The organism is Mesorhizobium sp. B4-1-1 (assembly GCF_006439375.1).
GTDB lineage: Bacteria > Pseudomonadota > Alphaproteobacteria > Rhizobiales > Rhizobiaceae > Mesorhizobium.
The window spans coordinates 77,537-94,766 of record NZ_VFTH01000005.1 but is presented as its reverse complement, the minus strand read 5'-3'; the positions used below and the strand labels follow the sequence as shown (position 1 = coordinate 94,766).

The 17,230-nt window shown below is 64.1% G+C and carries 15 protein-coding genes; 13 read left to right on the top strand and 2 right to left on the bottom strand.

Annotation, left to right across the window (positions count from 1 at the left end):
* Positions 1-289: 289 nt before the first annotated feature.
* From fghA to FJW10_RS09115, 3 genes are all read left to right on the top strand, one after another.
* Positions 290-1,123 carry an S-formylglutathione hydrolase gene (gene fghA / locus FJW10_RS09125; RefSeq protein WP_140899831.1) on the top strand — a complete coding sequence of 278 codons (834 nt, stop codon included), beginning with the start codon at positions 290-292 and terminating at the stop codon, positions 1,121-1,123.
* Between the two features lie 166 nt (positions 1,124-1,289).
* Positions 1,290-1,742: a DUF2231 domain-containing protein gene (locus tag FJW10_RS09120; RefSeq protein WP_140899830.1), complete on the top strand. Its 453-nt coding sequence runs from the start codon at positions 1,290-1,292 to the stop codon at positions 1,740-1,742.
* Positions 1,729-3,075 (top strand): sorbosone dehydrogenase family protein, encoded by a 1,347-nt coding sequence (locus FJW10_RS09115; RefSeq protein WP_140899829.1) that lies wholly within the window; start codon positions 1,729-1,731, stop codon positions 3,073-3,075. The genes FJW10_RS09120 and FJW10_RS09115 overlap by 14 nt, the downstream gene beginning before the upstream one ends.
* A 9-nt stretch (positions 3,076-3,084) precedes the next feature.
* On the opposite strand, the gene FJW10_RS09110 is transcribed toward FJW10_RS09115, so the two are convergent.
* Positions 3,085-3,954 (bottom strand): LysR substrate-binding domain-containing protein, encoded by an 870-nt coding sequence (locus tag FJW10_RS09110; protein ID WP_140828643.1) that lies wholly within the window; start codon positions 3,952-3,954, stop codon positions 3,085-3,087.
* A 142-nt stretch (positions 3,955-4,096) separates the two neighbouring features.
* Between FJW10_RS09110 and FJW10_RS09105 the strand changes: the two genes are divergently transcribed.
* From FJW10_RS09105 to FJW10_RS09060, 10 genes are all read left to right on the top strand, one after another.
* Positions 4,097-5,299, top strand: a complete 1,203-nt coding sequence (locus tag FJW10_RS09105; protein ID WP_140899828.1) for a 2-aminoethylphosphonate--pyruvate transaminase — start codon at positions 4,097-4,099, stop codon at positions 5,297-5,299.
* Between the two features lie 12 nt (positions 5,300-5,311).
* Entirely contained in the window at positions 5,312-6,568 is a 1,257-nt protein-coding gene (phnA, locus tag FJW10_RS09100; RefSeq protein ID WP_140899827.1) for a phosphonoacetate hydrolase, read from the top strand.
* A 242-nt stretch (positions 6,569-6,810) separates the two neighbouring features.
* Positions 6,811-8,265 (top strand): phosphonoacetaldehyde dehydrogenase, encoded by a 1,455-nt coding sequence (gene phnY, locus FJW10_RS09095; protein WP_140899826.1) that lies wholly within the window; start codon positions 6,811-6,813, stop codon positions 8,263-8,265.
* 5 nt (positions 8,266-8,270) lie between these two features.
* The gene (locus FJW10_RS09090; protein WP_140899825.1) at positions 8,271-9,389 is read left to right on the top strand and encodes a TIGR03364 family FAD-dependent oxidoreductase; all 1,119 of its coding nucleotides are present in this window, start codon (positions 8,271-8,273) and stop codon (positions 9,387-9,389) included.
* The gene (locus tag FJW10_RS09085) at positions 9,386-10,732 is read left to right on the top strand and encodes an aspartate aminotransferase family protein (RefSeq protein ID WP_140899824.1); all 1,347 of its coding nucleotides are present in this window, start codon (positions 9,386-9,388) and stop codon (positions 10,730-10,732) included. Before FJW10_RS09090 ends, FJW10_RS09085 begins: the two co-directional genes overlap by 4 nt.
* A gap of 5 nt (positions 10,733-10,737) precedes the next feature.
* A complete protein-coding gene (locus FJW10_RS09080; RefSeq protein WP_140899823.1) occupies positions 10,738-11,748 on the top strand; it encodes an NAD(P)-dependent oxidoreductase in 1,011 nt (336 codons plus the stop codon).
* Between the two features lie 256 nt (positions 11,749-12,004).
* Positions 12,005-13,036 carry a 2-aminoethylphosphonate ABC transporter substrate-binding protein gene (locus FJW10_RS09075; RefSeq protein ID WP_140899822.1) on the top strand — a complete coding sequence of 344 codons (1,032 nt, stop codon included), beginning with the start codon at positions 12,005-12,007 and terminating at the stop codon, positions 13,034-13,036.
* A gap of 31 nt (positions 13,037-13,067) precedes the next feature.
* A complete protein-coding gene (locus tag FJW10_RS09070) occupies positions 13,068-14,216 on the top strand; it encodes an ATP-binding cassette domain-containing protein (protein WP_140899821.1) in 1,149 nt (382 codons plus the stop codon).
* The gene (locus FJW10_RS09065) at positions 14,209-15,066 is read left to right on the top strand and encodes a 2-aminoethylphosphonate ABC transporter permease subunit (protein WP_140899820.1); all 858 of its coding nucleotides are present in this window, start codon (positions 14,209-14,211) and stop codon (positions 15,064-15,066) included. The genes FJW10_RS09070 and FJW10_RS09065 overlap by 8 nt, the downstream gene beginning before the upstream one ends.
* Before the next feature lie 2 nt (positions 15,067-15,068).
* Positions 15,069-15,863 (top strand): ABC transporter permease subunit, encoded by a 795-nt coding sequence (locus FJW10_RS09060; protein WP_140899819.1) that lies wholly within the window; start codon positions 15,069-15,071, stop codon positions 15,861-15,863.
* Between the two features lie 84 nt (positions 15,864-15,947).
* On the opposite strand, the gene FJW10_RS09055 is transcribed toward FJW10_RS09060, so the two are convergent.
* Positions 15,948-17,153, bottom strand: coding sequence for an ROK family transcriptional regulator (locus FJW10_RS09055; protein ID WP_140899818.1), 1,206 nt, complete (start codon positions 17,151-17,153; stop codon positions 15,948-15,950).
* Positions 17,154-17,230 lie beyond the last annotated feature (77 nt).

Sequence of the window (17,230 nt, the reverse complement as noted above, 5' to 3'; positions counted from 1 at the left end):
CTATTACTCCGGCTGCCGGCGACCTCAAACAAGGAAAGCCAAAAGGCGTTCAGATAATCGGACCACGCGCGTCTTCTCCGTCGGCTGCTTCGACAATGGAGAGCTTTGCGGCGAAGCCCGATCTGGCCCAGTCGGTATTGGGCGGCTCCCGGTGGCACAGGCCTGTTGGTCCGGCAGGCTAACCGGCGCCGGCCTCTTCCATCGCCCGACAGTTTTGCAAGGTGCAAGGTTGCGCCAGGCCCGGCCGGCAGTTATGCCGGTCGATATTTCCAGACGAAAGGCAGAACCGATGAAGGTCGTTTCCACCTCCAAATCGCATGGCGGCATCCAGGGCGTCTATTCCCACGCTTCCGAGGTCTGCGCCTGCGACATGACCTTCGCCGCCTTCGTGCCGCCCCAGGCCAAGGACGGGCCGCTCCCGGTCCTGTGGTACCTGTCGGGTCTCGCCTGCACGCATGCCAACGTCATGGACAAGGGCGAGTACCGGCGGCTGGCATCCGAGCTTGGGCTCGCCATCGTGTGTCCCGACACCAGCCCACGTGGCGCCGACGTTCCCGACGAGAAGGACAATTGGCAGTTCGGCTGCGGCGCCGGCTTCTACCTCGACGCGACGCAGGAGCCTTATGCGAAAAACTATCGCATGTATTCCTACATCACCGAGGAGCTGCCGGCGCTGATTGCCGCCAACTTTCCGGTCGACATGGCACGCCAGGCCATCTTCGGCCATTCGATGGGCGGACATGGCGCGCTGACGATCGCGCTCAAGAATCCGCAACGTTACCGGAGCTGCTCGGCCTTCGCGCCGATCGCGCAACCTTCGACGGCTGGCTGGTCGCGGCCGGCCTTCGAAAAATATCTCGGACCGAACGACAAGAGCTGGCGCGCCTACGACACGACGCTTCTGATCGAGGATGGGAAGCATTTTCCAGAATTCCTGGTCGACCAGGGCACCGCTGATGGCTTCCTGGAGGATGGTCTTCGGCCATGGCTGCTCGACGAAGCGTGCAAGAAGGCAGGGATCGACCTCACCCTGCGCATGCAGGAGGGCTACGACCATTCCTACAATTTCATCTCGACCTTCATGGACGAACACCTCAAGTGGCATGCCGCGCGGCTGGCGTGATTGTCGTCCGTAAAATGCGTGCCCGGCCGCCCTGGAACGGTCTATTCCGCGTCAGCCATGGCTGACAACCGGGCATTCACCTTTTGGTGAGCGCGAAGATTTCCGGCGGAACATTCGCATTTTCGCGCTGTTACATCCAAGCAGCAGCGCGGAAAGGAGCTTCCGCATGGACAACCCGCGATCCACGGCAAGCATAGCCGGCCATCCCATCCACCCCATGCTCGTCACCATCCCGATAGCCTGTTTCGTCGGGACCTTGATCACCGATATCGCCTATTGGCAGACCGCCGAAATGACCTGGGCCAATTTCTCGTCCTGGCTCCTGACCGTGGGCGTCATTGTCGCCATTCTGGCGGCCATCGCAGGGCTTACGGACTTTCTTGGGGATCGCAGGATACGCGCTCAGCCGACCGCATGGCTGCATATGGCGGGTAACCTCATCGTGCTCGTGCTGTCCTTCTTCAACATGCTCGTCCACACGCGCGACGCCTGGACGTCGGTCGTGCCGACCGGGCTGATCTTGTCGGCGCTGGTGGTGATCATCCTCATCTTCACGGGCTGGCTCGGCTGGGCGCTGGTCTATCGCCATCATGTAGGAGTGGCCGATGAGACGACTTGATAGCGCAATCCAATGGACGACCGCGGCGCTTTGCTGCGCAATGGCCCTGGGCGTTGCCAGCTGCAGCGACGACAACACCGACCCGAACGCGCAGATCGGCCCAAATCCGAAACTGCCGGAGATAAATCAATACCTGTTCCCGCCGATGCATCTGGCCTCGGTGGTCGGCTGGAAAAACGATGAAAAGCCGACCGTCGCGCAAGGCCTGCAGATTGAGGCGATGGCCAAGGGGCTTCAGCATCCGCGCTCGCTTTACGTGCTGCCCAATGGCGACATCCTGGTGGTGGAATCGAAGGCGCCGAACGAAGCATCGGTCAAGCGGCCAAAGGACATCGTCATGGGTTTGGTCGAAAGCTGGGTCACCTCCGGCGGCGACACCGGCCCGAGCAACCGCATCACGCTCTTGCGCGACACCAATGGCGACGGCAAGCCGGATTACCAGGGCGTGTTCCTCGACCATCTCAATTCGCCCTTCGGCGTGGCGCTGGTCGGCAACGATCTCTATGTCGCCAACACAGACGCGATCGTGCGCTACCCCTATCAACCGGGCGACACAAAGATCACGGCGCCGGGCAAGGTGCTGACGGAACTGCCGGGTGGGCCGATCGATCACCACTGGACGAAGAGCCTGGTCGCAAGCCCTGACGGTTCGCTGCTCTATGTCGGCGTCGGCTCGAACTCCAACATTACCGAGAACGGCATCCAGGCCGAGAAGGACCGCGCCGCGATCTGGGAGGTCGACCGCGCCACCGGCCGCTGGCGCATTTTCGCCAGCGGGCTGCGCAACCCCAACGGGCTGTCATTCGAGCCTCAGAGCAAGGCGCTTTGGACCGTTGTCAATGAGCGCGACGAACTCGGGCCCAACCTCGTGCCGGATTACATGACATCGGTGAAGGACGGCGCCTTCTATGGCTGGCCTTATAGCTATTACGGCCAGCATGTCGATCCGCGCGTGATGCCGCAGCGGCCGGACATGGTGGCCAAGGCCATCCCGCCGGATTACGCGCTTAGCTCGCATGTCGCGCCCCTCGGCCTTGCCTTCTATACCGCGAACAACCTGCCGCAATCCTACCGCGGCGGCGCCTTTGTCGGCGAACATGGCAGTTGGGACCGCTCCCGCTTCAATGGCTACAAGGTCGTTTTCGTGCCGTTCAGCGGCGGGCATCCGAACGGCATGGCGCAGGACGTCGTCACCGGCTTCCTCGACGACAAGGGCGAAGCCAGGGGTCGTCCGGTCGGCGTTGCCGTCGACAAATCCGGCGCGCTGCTCATTGCCGACGATGTCGGCAACACGGTGTGGCGGGTGACCGCGGCGGCGCCCGGTTCCACGTAAAAACCAGGTTCAATCCCCCGACATCGAGCGGGCCATGTCGAGAAAGGCGCGCACCAGCTTGCCGCCGCTGCGTTCGCGCAGGCAGATCAGCGCTTCGTCCATCAGCGTCTCCGGCGCGTCGATCGTGATCGGCACCAGCCGCGAGTCGTGGCCGAACTCGGCCGCCGAGACGAAACCGACGCCGGCTCCGGAGGCGACGATCTCGCGCACGGCCTCACGGCCTTCCGCTTCGATGGCGGGCTTCAGCTCGACATTCGAAGCCGTGGCGAGATCTTCCAGCTTCTTGCGCGTTTTCGAACCGCGTTCGCGCGTCACGAGCGGCTCCTGCGCGAGTTGTCCGAGCGTCAGCGATTTCCTGCCCGACAGCGGGTGATCGGCGGACACAAAGGCGATGATCGGCGTCGAGTTGAGCTTGAGCATCTCGAAATCGCGCCCCGCCGGCATTTCGCCGAGAACGCCTATATCGGCTTCGTAACTGTAAAGGCTGCTGATCACCGTCTCGGTATTGCCGGAGCGCAAGGACACCCGGACGCCGGGATAGCGGGCGCGAAAGGCGCCAAGGATATGCAGCAGATGGTGCGCCGCGTCGGCAACGATGCGCAACGTGCCGGAGCGCAACGCGCGCGATTCGGTCAAAAGTTCGAGCGCCTGCTGCTCGGTCTCGAACATGCGGTGGGTGATCTCGAGCAGCCTCTGGCCCTGCGTGGTCAGCGTGACCTGCTTCTTGTTCCGGTTGAACAGGAGCACGTCATACTCTTCCTCGAGCTTGCGCACCTGGTCCGAAATCGCCGGCTGGGTCAGGAAGAGCGCTTCCGCGGCGCGCGAGAAGCCGCCGGAAATGGCCACCTGATGAAATGCTCTGAGCTGGACATAACGCATCCGCGTGGTTCCCGTACTGAGGCCAGGTCGTTATCATCAATCAGATCGATACATCAATACAAAATAACGATTTTACAAATATGTCGTGCCCGTCGAGAATGACTGTCATATTCCGATGACAGGATCGAAGTGGGAGGGCAGCATGCTCGCTGAGACGAAATTTGCGGCGGCCAAGCCGCTGGATGCGCCGGCACTGGGCGAACCTTATCTGCTGACGCCCGGCCCACTCACCACGGCTTACGCCGTGAAGCAGGCGATGCTGCGCGACTGGGGGTCCTGGGACGGCGATTTCCGCGCCATGACCGCTGAGCTTCGCCGCCGCCTGCTGGCGCTCACCGGCGACAACCGTGACGAGTTCGACTGCGTGCCGATGCAGGGCAGCGGATCGTTCTGCGTCGAAGCCATGCTCGGTTCGTTCGTTCCCAGGGATGGCAAGGTGCTGGTTTTAGCCAATGGCGCCTACGGGCTGCGCGCGGCGCAAACCATGCAGTATATCGGCCGCGCCTACACGCTGATCGACAAGGGCGACTATCTGCCGCCGCGCGGCGAAGAGGTCGCGGCGGCTCTCGAGGCCGACCCCGCCATCACCCATGTCATCGCCATCCATTGCGAGACCAGTTCCGGCATCCTCAACCCGATCGCCGAGATATCGGAGGCCGTCTATGCCAGCGGCCGCAAGCTGCTGGTCGATTCCATGAGCGCGTTCGGCGCCATCCCGCTCGACGTCAATGAAATCCGCTACGAAGCGATGGTGTCGTCGGCCAACAAATGCATCGAGGGCGTGCCGGGTTTCGGCTTCGTCATCGCCCGCAAGAGCGAACTGGAGGCAGCCAAGGGGCGCAGCCATTCGCTGTCTCTCGACATCCATGCGCAATGGGCGAACATGAACAAGACCGGGCAGTGGCGCTACACGCCGCCGACGCATGTCGTCGCGGCCTTTCTCGAGGCGCTGCGCCTGCACGAAGCGGAAGGCGGCGTCGCCGGCCGGGGCGCGCGCTATACGCTGAACCGCGACGTCATGGTGGCCGGCATGCGCGCCCTCGGTTTCGAGACGTTGCTCAAGGATCGCTGGCTGTCGCCGATCATCGTCACCTTCTTCAACCCTGCGCATCCGAACTTCGCCTTCGAAAGGTTCTACGAACTGATGAAGGACAAGGGCTTCATCATCTATCCGGGCAAGCTCACGGTGGTGGACTCCTTCCGCATCGGCTGCATCGGCCAGATGGACCAGCATGTCATGCGCCGTGTGGTCGAAGCAGCCGCGCAATCGCTGAACGAAATGGGCGTCGACACCGCCGCACCGTCACCTGCCGCAATCGCCGAGCGCGCCAAGCTCGCCGCCTGAAAGGTCCTTGAGATGAACCAGATGTCTCCCGTCAACGTCGCGGCGAACGGCCGTTCCTATCCCTGGCCGCGCGTGCCGGCTATCGCCATCTGCCTTGACGGCTGTGAGCCGGCCTATCTCGACGAGGCTATTCATGCCGGGCTGATGCCGGCGCTGGAAAGGATCAAGAAGAAGGGCACGGTGCGTTTTGCCCATTCGGTAATCCCGAGCTTCACCAACCCCAACAATCTGTCGATCGCTACGGGCCGGCCGCCTTCCGTGCACGGCATCTGCGGCAACTACCTCTACAACCCGGAGACGGGCGAGGAGGTGATGATGAACGACCCGAAGTTCCTGCGCGCGCCGACGGTGTTCCAGGCCTTCTACGATGCAGGCGCCAAGGTGGCGGTGGTGACAGCCAAGGACAAGCTCAGGGCGCTGCTCGGCAAGGGACTGAAGTTCGACGACGGCCGGGCGATGTGCTTCTCGGCCGAGAGGTCCGACACCACGACGAAGGCCGAGCACGGCATCGACAACGCGTCGAAGCATTTCGGCCTGCCCGTGCCCGAGGTCTATTCCGCGGAGCTTTCGGAATTCGTCTTCGCCGCCGGCGTGCAACTGCTGAAGGAATTCCGGCCGGACGTGATGTATCTCACCACCACCGACTACGTGCAGCACAAATACGCGCCGGGCGTGCCCCAGGCCAACGCCTTCTACGAGATGTTCGACAAATACCTGGCGCAGTTGGATGCGCTGGGCGCGGCGATCGTCGTCACGGCCGACCACGGCATGAAGCCGAAGCACCATGCCGACGGCTCGCCCAACGTGGTCTATGTGCAAGACCTTCTCGACGAATGGCTGGGCAAGGACGCCGCCCGTGTCATCCTGCCGATCACCGACCCCTATGTCGTGCATCACGGGGCGCTGGGCTCCTTCGCCACCGCCTACCTTCCCAAAGGCGCGGACCGCGAGGCGGTGATGGAAAAGCTGCGTAAGGTGGACGACATCATCCTGGTGCTCGGCCGCGAGGAAGGCTGCGCCCGCTTCGAACTGCCCGAGGACCGCATGGGCGACATCATCCTGATCTCGGGCGAGAACAAGACGATCGGCACGTCCGAACACCGGCACAATCTGGCCGCGCTCGACGAGCCGTTGCGCTCGCATGGCGGGCTGACCGAGCAGGAGGTGCCCTTCATCGTCAACCGCGTGCTGCCGGATTTGCCGAACGAGCCCGTGCTGCGCAACTTCGATGCGTTTTACTACGCGACGACGGCGGCCGCGCTGGGTTGAAGTTGAGCGTGGCGGTCGCCCCCCACTCCGCCGAGCTTCACTCGGCACCTCTCCCCCGATCGACGGTGGAGAGGAAAGGCGCCCAGTCGATTAGGCGGCGCTTTGGGCTGGGGGGTTTGGACTGCCAAGGATCAAGCGCCGACGCCGATTAATTTCCTCTCCCCGTCGAGCGGGGGGAGAGGTGGCCCGAATGGCCGGAGCGGGGGTCGACCCCGCGACATATCCAAGACTGGAACCAACCCATGACCCAACTCGATCCCGCCATCAAAGTCCGCCACGAGCCGATGCGCATCGCCGGCGAGAAGGTCGATGCCGATCGCAGGCTGGAGGTACGCTTCCCCTGGAACGATACCGTCATCGGGACGGTGCCCGCGGGCGGGGCGGAGCATGCCAGGCGCGCCTTCGAGATCGCGGCTGCCTACCAGCCGAAGCTGACGCGCTACGAGCGGCAGAAGATACTGCTCAAGACGGCCGATCTGCTCAATTCCCGCAAGGACGAGCTGTCGGATCTCATCACGCTGGAGCTCGGCATCTCCAAGCAGGACTCGCTCTACGAGGTCGGTCGCGCGTTTGACGTTTTTACGCTCAGCGGTCAGTTGGCCATCCAGGACGACGGGCAGATATTTTCCTGCGATCTCACCCCGCATGGCAAGCAGCGCAAGATCTTCACCATCCGCGAGCCGCTCAACGCGATCTCGGCGATCACCCCGTTCAACCATCCGCTCAACATGGTGTCGCACAAGGTGGCGCCGGCGATCGCCACCAACAATTGCGTGGTGGTCAAGCCGACCGAGCTGACCCCGATCACCGCGCTGATGCTGGCCGACATCCTCTACGAGGCCGGCCTGCCGCCCGAAATGCTTTCGGTCGTCACCGGCTGGCCCGCCGATATCGGCGACGAGATGATCGCCAACCCCAATATCGACCTCATCACCTTCACCGGCGGCGTGCCGGTCGGCAAGATGATCGCGTCGAAGGCCGGCTACAAGCGCCAGGTGCTGGAGCTCGGCGGCAACGATCCGCTGATCATCCTCAACGATCTTTCGGACGAGGATCTGGCGAAGGCCGCCGATCTGGCTGTCGCGGGCGCCACCAAGAATTCCGGCCAGCGCTGCACTGCGGTGAAGCGCATCCTGGTGCAGGAAAAGGTTGCCGACCGTTTCGTGCCGATGGTGTTGGAGCGTGCCAAGGCGATCCGCTTCGGCGATCCGCGCGACCCGGCAACGCAGCTCGGCACGGTGGTGCACGAGAAGGCTGCGGCGCTGTTCGAAAGCCGTGTCCACATGGCGGCCGAGCAAGGCGCCGAAGTGCTCTACAATCCAGGCCGCAAGGGCGCGCTGCTGCCGCCGATCGTCGTCGACCGCGTGCCGCACCAGTCCGAGCTGGTGATGGAGGAAACTTTTGGGCCGATCGTGCCGATCGTGCGCGCGCCGGACGACGACGAGGCGCTGATCGCGCTATCGAATTCGACTGCTTTCGGCCTGTCGTCGGGCGTCTGCACCAACGACTTCCGCCGCATGCAGAAATACATCACCGGCTTGAAGGTCGGCACCGTCAACATCTGGGAAGTGCCGGGATACCGCATCGAGATGAGCCCGTTCGGCGGCATCAAGGATTCGGGCAACGGCTACAAGGAAGGCGTCATCGAGGCGATGAAGAGCTACACCAACGTCAAGACCTTCTCCTTGCCTTGGTAGCTGCCGTGGCTGATACCTTCGATCTCGCGGTTGTCGGCTCCGGCATCATAGGGCTCGCCCATGCGCTTGCCGCCGCCCGGCGTGGTTTGCGTGTCGTCGTTATCGATCGCGACCAGAAGGCGAATGGCGCCTCGATCCGCAATTTCGGCCTCGTCGTCGTGACCGGGCAGGAGCCAGGGCCGTCGCGCCGGCTAGCCGAGCGCAGCCGTGCGATCTGGCTCGAGCTCGCGAATGAGGTCGGCATTGAAATCCTGCATCGCGGCAAGCTGATCGCGGCGCAGCGTCCGGAAGCGCTTGCGCTGCTCGAGACTTTCAAGTCCGGCGAGCATGGCGGCGCGTGCGGGCTTCTGACTAAGCGTGAGGCGGTCGCGCAGCAAGCCGGCCTTGACGAGAAGGCGATAATCGGCGGGCTCTACAGCCCGTTAGAGTTGCGCGTGGAGTCACGCGATGTGCTGCCGCGACTGGCATCGTTCCTGGCTGAGAAGCATGGCGTCGTGTTCCGCACCGGCGTGTCGGTGACCGAGGTCGCTCCGCCCTTCGTGGCGACCAGCGCGGGACGAGTTCAGGCCGAAAAGGTTGTCATCTGTCCCGGCGACGATTTTTCGTCGCTCTATCCGGAACTGATCGGCAAGCACGGCGTGCAGCGCTGCAAGCTGCAGATGCTGCGCCTAGCTGATCCCGGCTTCCGGCTTTCGTCGGCCCTGATGTCCGATCTCAGCCTGTTGCGCTATGGCGGTTTCGCCGGTCTGCCGGAGGCCGGCGCGCTGCGGGAGAAATTGGGCGAGGAACGGGGGCCCGCGCTGGCCAACGGCGTTCACCTGATCGTCGTGCAGAGCGCGGACGGTTCGCTGGTCGTCGGCGACTCCCATCATTATGGGCTCACGCTTGATCCGTTCGGATCGGAAACCGTCGACCAATTGATCCTCGATGAGTTCAAGACATTGTTCGGCACGGTGCCGAACGTGCTTGCGCGCTGGACGGGATATTACGCTTCGGCCAAGAATGCCGTGCTGCGCGACACCCCGCATGAAGACGTGCGGTTGGTGATCGTTACCAGCGGCACCGGCGCCAGCACCGGCTTCGGGCTTGGCGAGGAGACCATAACGGAGTTGTTCGGCCAATGACGCTCGTCCATACCGAAGGCGAATCCAACAAGGCCGCCGCCCGACAGGAGTGGAGCGCGAGGCAGAGCCACGCGCCTTCGCAGGAGCTTTTGCGCCGCGACGCCGACGCCTTCCTGCACCAGAGCCTTTCCAGCCCCTGCGTCTCGGCCATCGCCAAGGCCGAAGGCATCTGGATCGAGGACACGGCGGGACGCCGTTACATGGATTTCCACGGCAACAGCGTCCACCATATCGGCTACGGCCATCCGCGGCTCAAGGAAGCGATCGCCAAGCAGATGGATGAATTGCCGTTCTCGCCGCGCCGTTTCACCTGCGAGCCGGCAGTCGAGCTTGCCGAGACGCTCGGCAAGCTCGCGGCGGGGGACCTTGGCAAGGTGCTGTTCACGACCGGCGGGTCGGACGCGATCGAGGTCTCGCTGAAGCTGGCGCGCGCGGCGACCGGCCGGTTCAAGACGCTCTCCTTCTGGGATGCTTTTCACGGCGCCGGCTTCGGCGCTTCCAGCGTTGGCGGCGAGGCGACTTTCCGCTCCGGCATCGCCGGGCCGCTTTTGCCCGGCGCCGAGCATGTCGCGCCCTGGGCGCCGCACAATTGCGCCTATGGGACTAAGTCGCTGGAGGATTCCGCCCGCGCCTGCGCCAGCATGATCGCTTACGTATTGGGGCGCGAGGGCGACTTCGCTGCCTTCATCGCCGAGCCGATGCGCGCGACGCCGCTGGTGCCGGCGCCTGGCTTCTGGAAGGCAGTGCGCGAGGCCTGCGACCGGCACGGCACGCTGTTGATCTTCGACGAAATCCCGACCGGCCTCGGCAAGACCGGAAAATTCTTCGCCTCCGAGCATGACGGTGTGACGCCCGACATCATCGTGCTCGGCAAGTCGCTCGGCGGCGGCATCCTGCCGATCGCCTCTGTGATCGCGCGGCGCGATCTCGATGTCGCCGGCGACTATGCGATCGGCCACTATACGCATGAGAAGAATCCCGTCACCGCGCGCGCCGCGCTGACCACCATCGCCATCATTCGCGAGGAAGGCCTGGTCGAGCGCTCGGCCGAACTTGGCGCCCATGCGCTGGCGCGTATGAACGGCCTCATGCGGCGCTCGCCATTCGTCGGCGACGTCAGGGGCAGGGGGTTGATGTTCGGCGTCGAGATGGTCGAGGACAAGGCGAGCCGCGCGCCGGCACACGCGCTTGCCGAGCGGATCTATTATCGCTGCCTCGACCAAGGGCTGAGCTTCAAGATCAGCCAGGGCAATGTGCTGACGCTGTCGCCGCCGCTGGTGATCGCGCGCGCCGATCTCGACCGGGCGCTCGACATCGTCGAGGCCGCCGTGCTGGCGGCCTGAACCCGATGAAGGCTGTCCGCACCGACAGGGAGCTCGAGTGCCCGGGGATCGATGCGGGTCTGAGGGCGCGCGGCGTCGAGCTGATGACGTTGCCGGACGGAATTCCGGAAGCCGAGCTGATGGCGGCGGTCGCCGACGCCGACCTCATCCTGATGTGCTACACGCCGATCACCGCGCGCGTCATCGACGCCGCGCGAAACCTCAAGGGCATCGTCAAATACGGCGTCGGCATCGATGCCATCGACATCCAGGCGGCGATGCGGCGCGGCATTCCGGTCGTCAATGTTCCCGAATATGCCGAGGAGACGGTGGCCGAGGGCGCTTTCGCGTTGATGATCGCGCTGGCGAAACGGCTGCCGGCGATTACGGCCGCTGTTTCGCGCGACGGCTGGATCTGGCCCGAGCAGCGCTGGCTCGGATGCGACATCTCCGGATCGACGCTTGGCCTGGTCGGCTGCGGCAAGATCGGCCGCAGCATGGCGCGCATGGCGGGGCGGGGGTTTCGGGCGCGGATGCTCGGCTTCGATCCGGGCATCGACGCTGCGACGATGCAAGATGCGGGGATCGAGAAGATCGACGATTTGCATGCCATGCTCGGCGCCTGCGATTTCGTGTCGATCCACTGCGTCCTGAACGAGCAGACACGCGGCCTGATCGGCGGCCGAGAACTCGCCTGTATGAAGCCTTCGGCCATTCTCATCAACGTCTCGCGCGGGGCGCTGATCGACGAGGCAGCGCTTGTCGAAGCGATCGTTGCCGGACGCATCGCCGGAGCCGGGCTCGACGTCTACTCGCTGGAGCCGCTGGCCAGGTCCGGCCACCCGATGAGCGCGCTTTTCGATCGCGACAATGTGATCCTGTTTCCGCACCTCACCTTCTTCACGCATGAGGCGATGCGCCGGCTTGAGGATGACACTTTGGCCCGCTGTTTCGAGCTGCTCGAAGGTCGGCCGGTAACGATCCGCTCGCGCGACCCGCGCTTGCGCGCGCAAACGACGGGCGTCGAATTTCGCTGAAGAATCCATCATTTCCGTGAAGTATCGCAACCAGGAGTGCAGGAGAACACGCCTGCAACGGCCATGCGACAGTTCCGTGACAAATATCAGCAGGGACTTGCCTGTCATAAAATAAATAGATTTTACTTATCGATCGGCGACCCTCAAAGTTGACACAACGACGACATGCACCAGCGCTACTGAGCCCTTGGCGGGCCGACCAACGCCATCACGAGTGCGTCGCAGATTGTGCCTTTCAATCAAAGGGGAACTGACCATGAAACCGCGAAATCTCACCGTAGCTCTGGCCTTTACCGCGGCACTGTTGGGCTCGACGGCGCTCGTCGCGCCGGCCTTCGCCGACGGCGTTGTCACCATCTACTCGGCCGATGGCCTGCATGACGGCAATGGCAGCTGGTACGAGACCGAGTTCGCCGCCTTCACCAAGGCCACCGGCATCACCGTGCAGTATATCGAGGGCGGTTCGGGCGGCGTCGTCGAACGCGTCGCCAAGGAGAAGTCGAACCCGCAGGCCGACGTTCTCGTCACGCTGCCGCCCTTCATCCAGCGTGCCGCAGCCGACGGCTTGCTGCAGGATTTCAAGCCCGAAGGCTCCGACCAGATCGATGGCGGCACCGACAAGTACCGGCCTCTGGTCAACAACTACATGAACTTCATCTACAACAGCGCCGTGCTGTCGGAAGCACCGAAGAGCTACAACGACCTGCTCGATCCGAAATTCAAGGGCAAGATCCAGTATTCGACGCCCGGCCAGGCCGGCGACGGTACCGCCGTCATGCTTGAGATCATCCATGCCTTCGGCGGCGAGGACGCCGGCTTCGAATTCATGAAGAAGCTGCAGGACAACAATGTCGGCCCGTCCGCCTCGACCGGCAAGCTGACCGCGCTGGTCAACAAAGGCGAACTGCATGTCGCCAATGGCGACCTGCAGATGAACATGTCGCAGATGGCCGACAATCCGAACATCAAGGTGTTCTGGCCCGCGGGCCCGGACGGTACCCGCTCCACCTTCGCGCTGCCCTATGAGATCGGCCTGGTCACCGGCGCGCCCAATTCCGACAATGGCAAGAAGCTGATCGAGTTCCTGCTTTCCAAGGAAGCGCAGTCGACGGTAAGCTCGGTCGCGCTCGGCATGCCGGCCCGCAAGGACGTGAAGCCGGACGACACCAATTTCGCCAAGGCGCAGGAGGCGATGAAGGGCGTGACCATCTGGGCGCCGAACTGGGACGATGCGCTCACCAAGCTGCCCGACTACGTCAAGAAGTGGAACGAAGCGACGGGAAGTTGATCTCCTGGTGAGCAAATCCGGAGGAGCAACCATGTCGGTGCCCGCTTTCACGGGAAGCAATGTCATGGACGTCGACGCCGCGAAAATTCGCGGCGCCGGCTCCAACGTTCACTTCGACAAGGTCAGCGTCGCCTATGGCGGGCATGTCGTGCTGCATCCGCTGACGCTCGACATCGCGCCGGGCGAGATCCTGGCGATGATCGGGCCCTCCGGCTCCGGCAAGACGACGGCGCTCCGGGCCGTCGCCGGTTTCGTCAGGCCGGCCAGCGGCCGCATCCGTATCGGCGCCACCGACGTGACCGATCTCCCGCCCTATGAGCGCGGGCTCGGCATGGTGGTGCAGAACTACGCGTTGTTTCCGCATATGCGGGTCGAAGACAACGTCGCCTTTGGTCTGAGAGCCCAAGGCGCCGACAAGGCGCTGGTTGCCGAGCGCGTCAAGGACTCGCTTGCGACCGTCGGCATGTCAGGCTTTGCCAAGCGCTATCCACGGGAGCTTTCCGGCGGCCAGCAGCAGCGTGTCGCCATTGCGCGGGCGCTTGCGGTCAGGCCGCGCGTGCTCCTGCTCGATGAGCCGCTTTCGGCGCTCGACGCGCAGATCAGGCGCAACATGGTCGAGGAGATCGCCAAGCTGCATCGCGACCTGCCTGGACTGACGATCCTCTATGTCACCCACGACCAGACCGAAGCGCTGACGCTTGCCGACAAGATCGCCATCATGCGCGACGGAAGGGTGTCTTCGCACGGCCCGACGGCGGAACTATACCGCCGGCCGCCGAACCGCTTCACGGCCGAGTTCCTCGGCCGCGCCAATCTTTTGCCGGTGACCGTCGCGGAAGGAGCCGACGGGCCAAAGGGGTTCGCCAAGGCCAAGCTCGGCGATGCCGTGCTTGCTGGCGCGGGACGCAGCGAGAAGCCCGGCGACAAAACCTTGCTCTGCATCAGGCCGCAGCATCTGAGCCTCACCGGCGACAAGGAACACACCAACCGAATCGTCGGCACACTGAAGGAAGTGCACTGGCAGGGCGAACTCACCCATCTGGTGCTCGATGTCGACGGCACGCCGGTGCGCGTCTCGGCGACCAGGCTGCCGGTGAGCCTGCCGGAGCGCGGCTCGGCGATGCCGCTGTTCTTCACGCCCGGCGACACCTCGCTCGTTCCGGAAGACGTCCGTGGCTGACGCGGCCGTCCTTGCCGCGCCGATAACCAGAAAGGTGCCCGGCCGGCTCTGGATCGTGCCGCCGGCGGCGCTGCTGGCGCTGCTGTTCTTCTATCCGCTGGTGCTGATCGTCCAGCAGGCTTTTACCGACGACAGCGGCATGGCCAATGTCGCCGAATTCGTGCGTGTGCTACATGCGCGCTTCTTCCTCAACGCGCTCATCAACACCATCACCATTTCGGTCGCCGCGACGGCCGGATGCCTGATCGTCGGGCTGGTGCTGGGATTGATCCTCGCCTTCGTGCCGTTTCCCGGCAGCGGCATGATCGCCCGGCTGATCGACACCTTCATCGCCTTGCCGACCTTCCTGGTGACGCTTGCCTTCACCTTCCTCTACGGCTCGGCCGGCATGCTCAACGCCGGGCTGATGGAAGTGTTCTCGCTGCAGGCGCCGCCCGTCAACTTCCTCTACTCGACCTGGGGCGTGGTCCTGGCCGAGGTCACCGTCTACTCGCCCTTCGTGCTGCGTCCGCTGCTCGCCGCGTTTTCGCTGGTTGATCGCGGCCAGATCGAAGCGGCGAGCGTGCTTGGCGCGCGGCCGTTCCGCATCGTTCGCCAGGTCATTCTGCCCGCCGCCGTTCCGGCGCTGATTGCCGGCGGCAGCCTCTGCCTTTTGTTGACGGTCAACGAATTCGGCATCGTGCTGTTCATCGGCGCCAAGGGCGTCATCACTTTGCCGCTGCTCATCTACAGCAAGGCGATCCAGGAATCGGCCTATCAGGTCGCCTGCATCATCGCCGTCATCAACATCGCGCTGTCGCTGGGGCTGTTCGGCCTCTACCGGTTCGCCGCCGGCCGGCTGGGAACATAAAGATGCTGGTCTGGTCGCGCCCCGGTCGCATGCTGATCTGGACAGTCTTCGCGCTGTTGTTCGGCGTCTTGTTCCTGGCTCCGCTCGCCGTGATCCTGCTCTCCAGCCTGGCCGACCAGTGGAACGGCGTGCTGCCGAGCGGACTGACGGTCGAGCACTATACCGACGTCGCGCAAGGCGCCGCGTGGAAGGCGGTGAAGACGAGCTTCGTCACCGGCTTCCTGGCCAGCGCACTGGCGCTGGTCAGCGGCACCTGGGCAGCGCTTGCGCTGCGTATCCAGGACGCCACTCTGGCCAAGGTGCTCGGCGTGCTCTTCTTCATCCCCAGCGCCGTACCTTCGGTGTCCGTAGGCCTCGGCCTGCTGGTGGCCTTCAGCCACCCGCCGCTGCTCCTCAACGGCACGATCGCCATCGTCATGGTCGCGCATTTCGTGCTGATCTCGGCCTTCACCTTCGGCAATGTCTCAGCCGGGCTGGCGCGGCTCTCGCCCGATTTCGAACAGGTGGCGTCGAGCCTCGGCGCCCGTCCGGCCTACCGGCTTTGGCATGTGACGCTGCCCTTGCTGGCGCCCTATCTGGTTGCCGCCTTCGGCCTGAGCTTCGCGCTGTCGATGGGCGAGCTCGGCGCCACCGTCATGGTCTATCCGCCGGGCTGGGTGACGCTGCCGGTCTCGATCTTCAGCCTGACCGATCGCGGCGATGTCTTCGCGGGCGCGGCGCTGACGATGGTGCTCGTCGCCGTGACGCTGCTGCTGCTGCTCGGCCTCGAGCGGCTGACCGGACGCCAGACGCGATAGCATTTTGTTTCGACGCAATTCCGGACGGAAGGCTACGGCGAAGCCGCCGAGCCTGACCGGGTCACACTTTTCCCGGAATTGCTTTTAGCACACCGGCTTCTGCAGCACGTCGAACTGCGGATTGGTTTCCGAAAAGATCGGCAAGGCCGCGGCGCCGAGGACGGAGGTGTCCTTTCCCGCGGCGCCCACCACGACGCGTGGCGCGACGCGGGCCCTGGTCGAGCTCACCGAGAGATGGAGCGGTTCGAGCCGGCCGGCCAGCGCCTCGATCACAGGCAGCGGCATGAAGCCGCCGAGCACGATGGTCTCGGGATCGAGCGCCATTTCCAGGATATCGATCGCCTGCCGGAGCGGATCGACCGCCTCGGCGAGCCAGGCTTCGAACCGGCTGTCGCCCTTTGCCAAGAGCTCTTCCAGCAGGTCGGGAGAGGCATGGTCGGGATCCGGCAGGTCGAGCTTGTCATAGGCAGCGCGCAGCGAGACGTAGCGCTCGAGGCAGCCGCGCTTGCCACAATCGCAGGGCAGGCCGCCTGGCTTGACGATGATGTGGCCGATCTCGCCGGCATTGTGGCGAGAGCCCTTGTAGAGATGGCCGTTGAGGAAAAGGCCGGCGCCGAGGCCCGTGCCGATGAAGAGATAGACGAAGCTGCCGAGCTTGCGTGCAACGCCATAAAGCCGCTCGCCGATGGCCGCCGCCGTGGCGTCGTTCTCGACGGTGACGGTGATGCCCGTGAGCCGTTCCAGTTCGTCGGCCACCGGAAAGTCGTGCCAGCCCGGAAGGGCCGTCGGGCCGACCGACGTTATGCCTTCGACGCCGAACGGCCCGGGCATCGCCATGCCGGCGCCAAGCAGTCTTGTCCGGTCCAGTCGGCAGGTTGCGATCAGATCGCTTGAGATCGCGGCGAGCAGGGGCATGGCCTCAGTGGGAGTCGGCCGGTCGACATGCCTCTCGATGCGTGCGCGCATGGTGCCGGAAAGATCTGTGACGACGCCGACGGCTAGCTGATGGTCGAGCTGCAGGCCGATCGAATAACCGCCATCCGGATTGATGGAGTAGGGAACGGCAGGCTGGCCGCGCGCGCCTTTGAGCGTTGCTTCAGGACGCAGCAGCCCGGCCGCTTCCAATTCCTCGACGATATTGGAGATGGTCTGCGACGACAGCGCCGTCAGCCTCGCGATCGCCGCCCGCGACAGCGCGCCGTTGACGCGGATCGCTTCGATCACAACGCGCCGATTGTGCGATTTCGCCTGCTCGAGATTTGTGCCGGAGATGGCTTTTTTGAGGGTCATGCGGTCGTTACCAGTCACGGAAACTGTAGATTGCTAATTTAGAAAATCAAGTTGATTTAATTATACTGACGCTGAGC

What these genes read in the sequence shown, in the direction of transcription:
- FJW10_RS09080 (WP_140899823.1), top strand. Translation starts at nt 10,738, where the DNA reads ATGAAGGCTGTCCGCACCGACAGGGAGCTCGAGTGCCCGGGGATCGAT.
- FJW10_RS09105 (WP_140899828.1), top strand. Translation starts at nt 4,097, where the DNA reads ATGCTCGCTGAGACGAAATTTGCGGCGGCCAAGCCGCTGGATGCGCCG.
- FJW10_RS09085 (WP_140899824.1), top strand. Translation starts at nt 9,386, where the DNA reads ATGACGCTCGTCCATACCGAAGGCGAATCCAACAAGGCCGCCGCCCGA.
- phnY (WP_140899826.1), top strand. Translation starts at nt 6,811, where the DNA reads ATGACCCAACTCGATCCCGCCATCAAAGTCCGCCACGAGCCGATGCGC.
- FJW10_RS09060 (WP_140899819.1), top strand. Translation starts at nt 15,069, where the DNA reads ATGCTGGTCTGGTCGCGCCCCGGTCGCATGCTGATCTGGACAGTCTTC.
- phnA (WP_140899827.1), top strand. Translation starts at nt 5,312, where the DNA reads ATGAACCAGATGTCTCCCGTCAACGTCGCGGCGAACGGCCGTTCCTAT.
- FJW10_RS09070 (WP_140899821.1), top strand. Translation starts at nt 13,068, where the DNA reads ATGTCGGTGCCCGCTTTCACGGGAAGCAATGTCATGGACGTCGACGCC.
- FJW10_RS09075 (WP_140899822.1), top strand. Translation starts at nt 12,005, where the DNA reads ATGAAACCGCGAAATCTCACCGTAGCTCTGGCCTTTACCGCGGCACTG.
- FJW10_RS09120 (WP_140899830.1), top strand. Translation starts at nt 1,290, where the DNA reads ATGGACAACCCGCGATCCACGGCAAGCATAGCCGGCCATCCCATCCAC.
- FJW10_RS09055 (WP_140899818.1), bottom strand. Translation starts at nt 17,153, where the DNA reads ATGACCCTCAAAAAAGCCATCTCCGGCACAAATCTCGAGCAGGCGAAA.
- FJW10_RS09115 (WP_140899829.1), top strand. Translation starts at nt 1,729, where the DNA reads ATGAGACGACTTGATAGCGCAATCCAATGGACGACCGCGGCGCTTTGC.
- FJW10_RS09110 (WP_140828643.1), bottom strand. Translation starts at nt 3,954, where the DNA reads ATGCGTTATGTCCAGCTCAGAGCATTTCATCAGGTGGCCATTTCCGGC.
- fghA (WP_140899831.1), top strand. Translation starts at nt 290, where the DNA reads ATGAAGGTCGTTTCCACCTCCAAATCGCATGGCGGCATCCAGGGCGTC.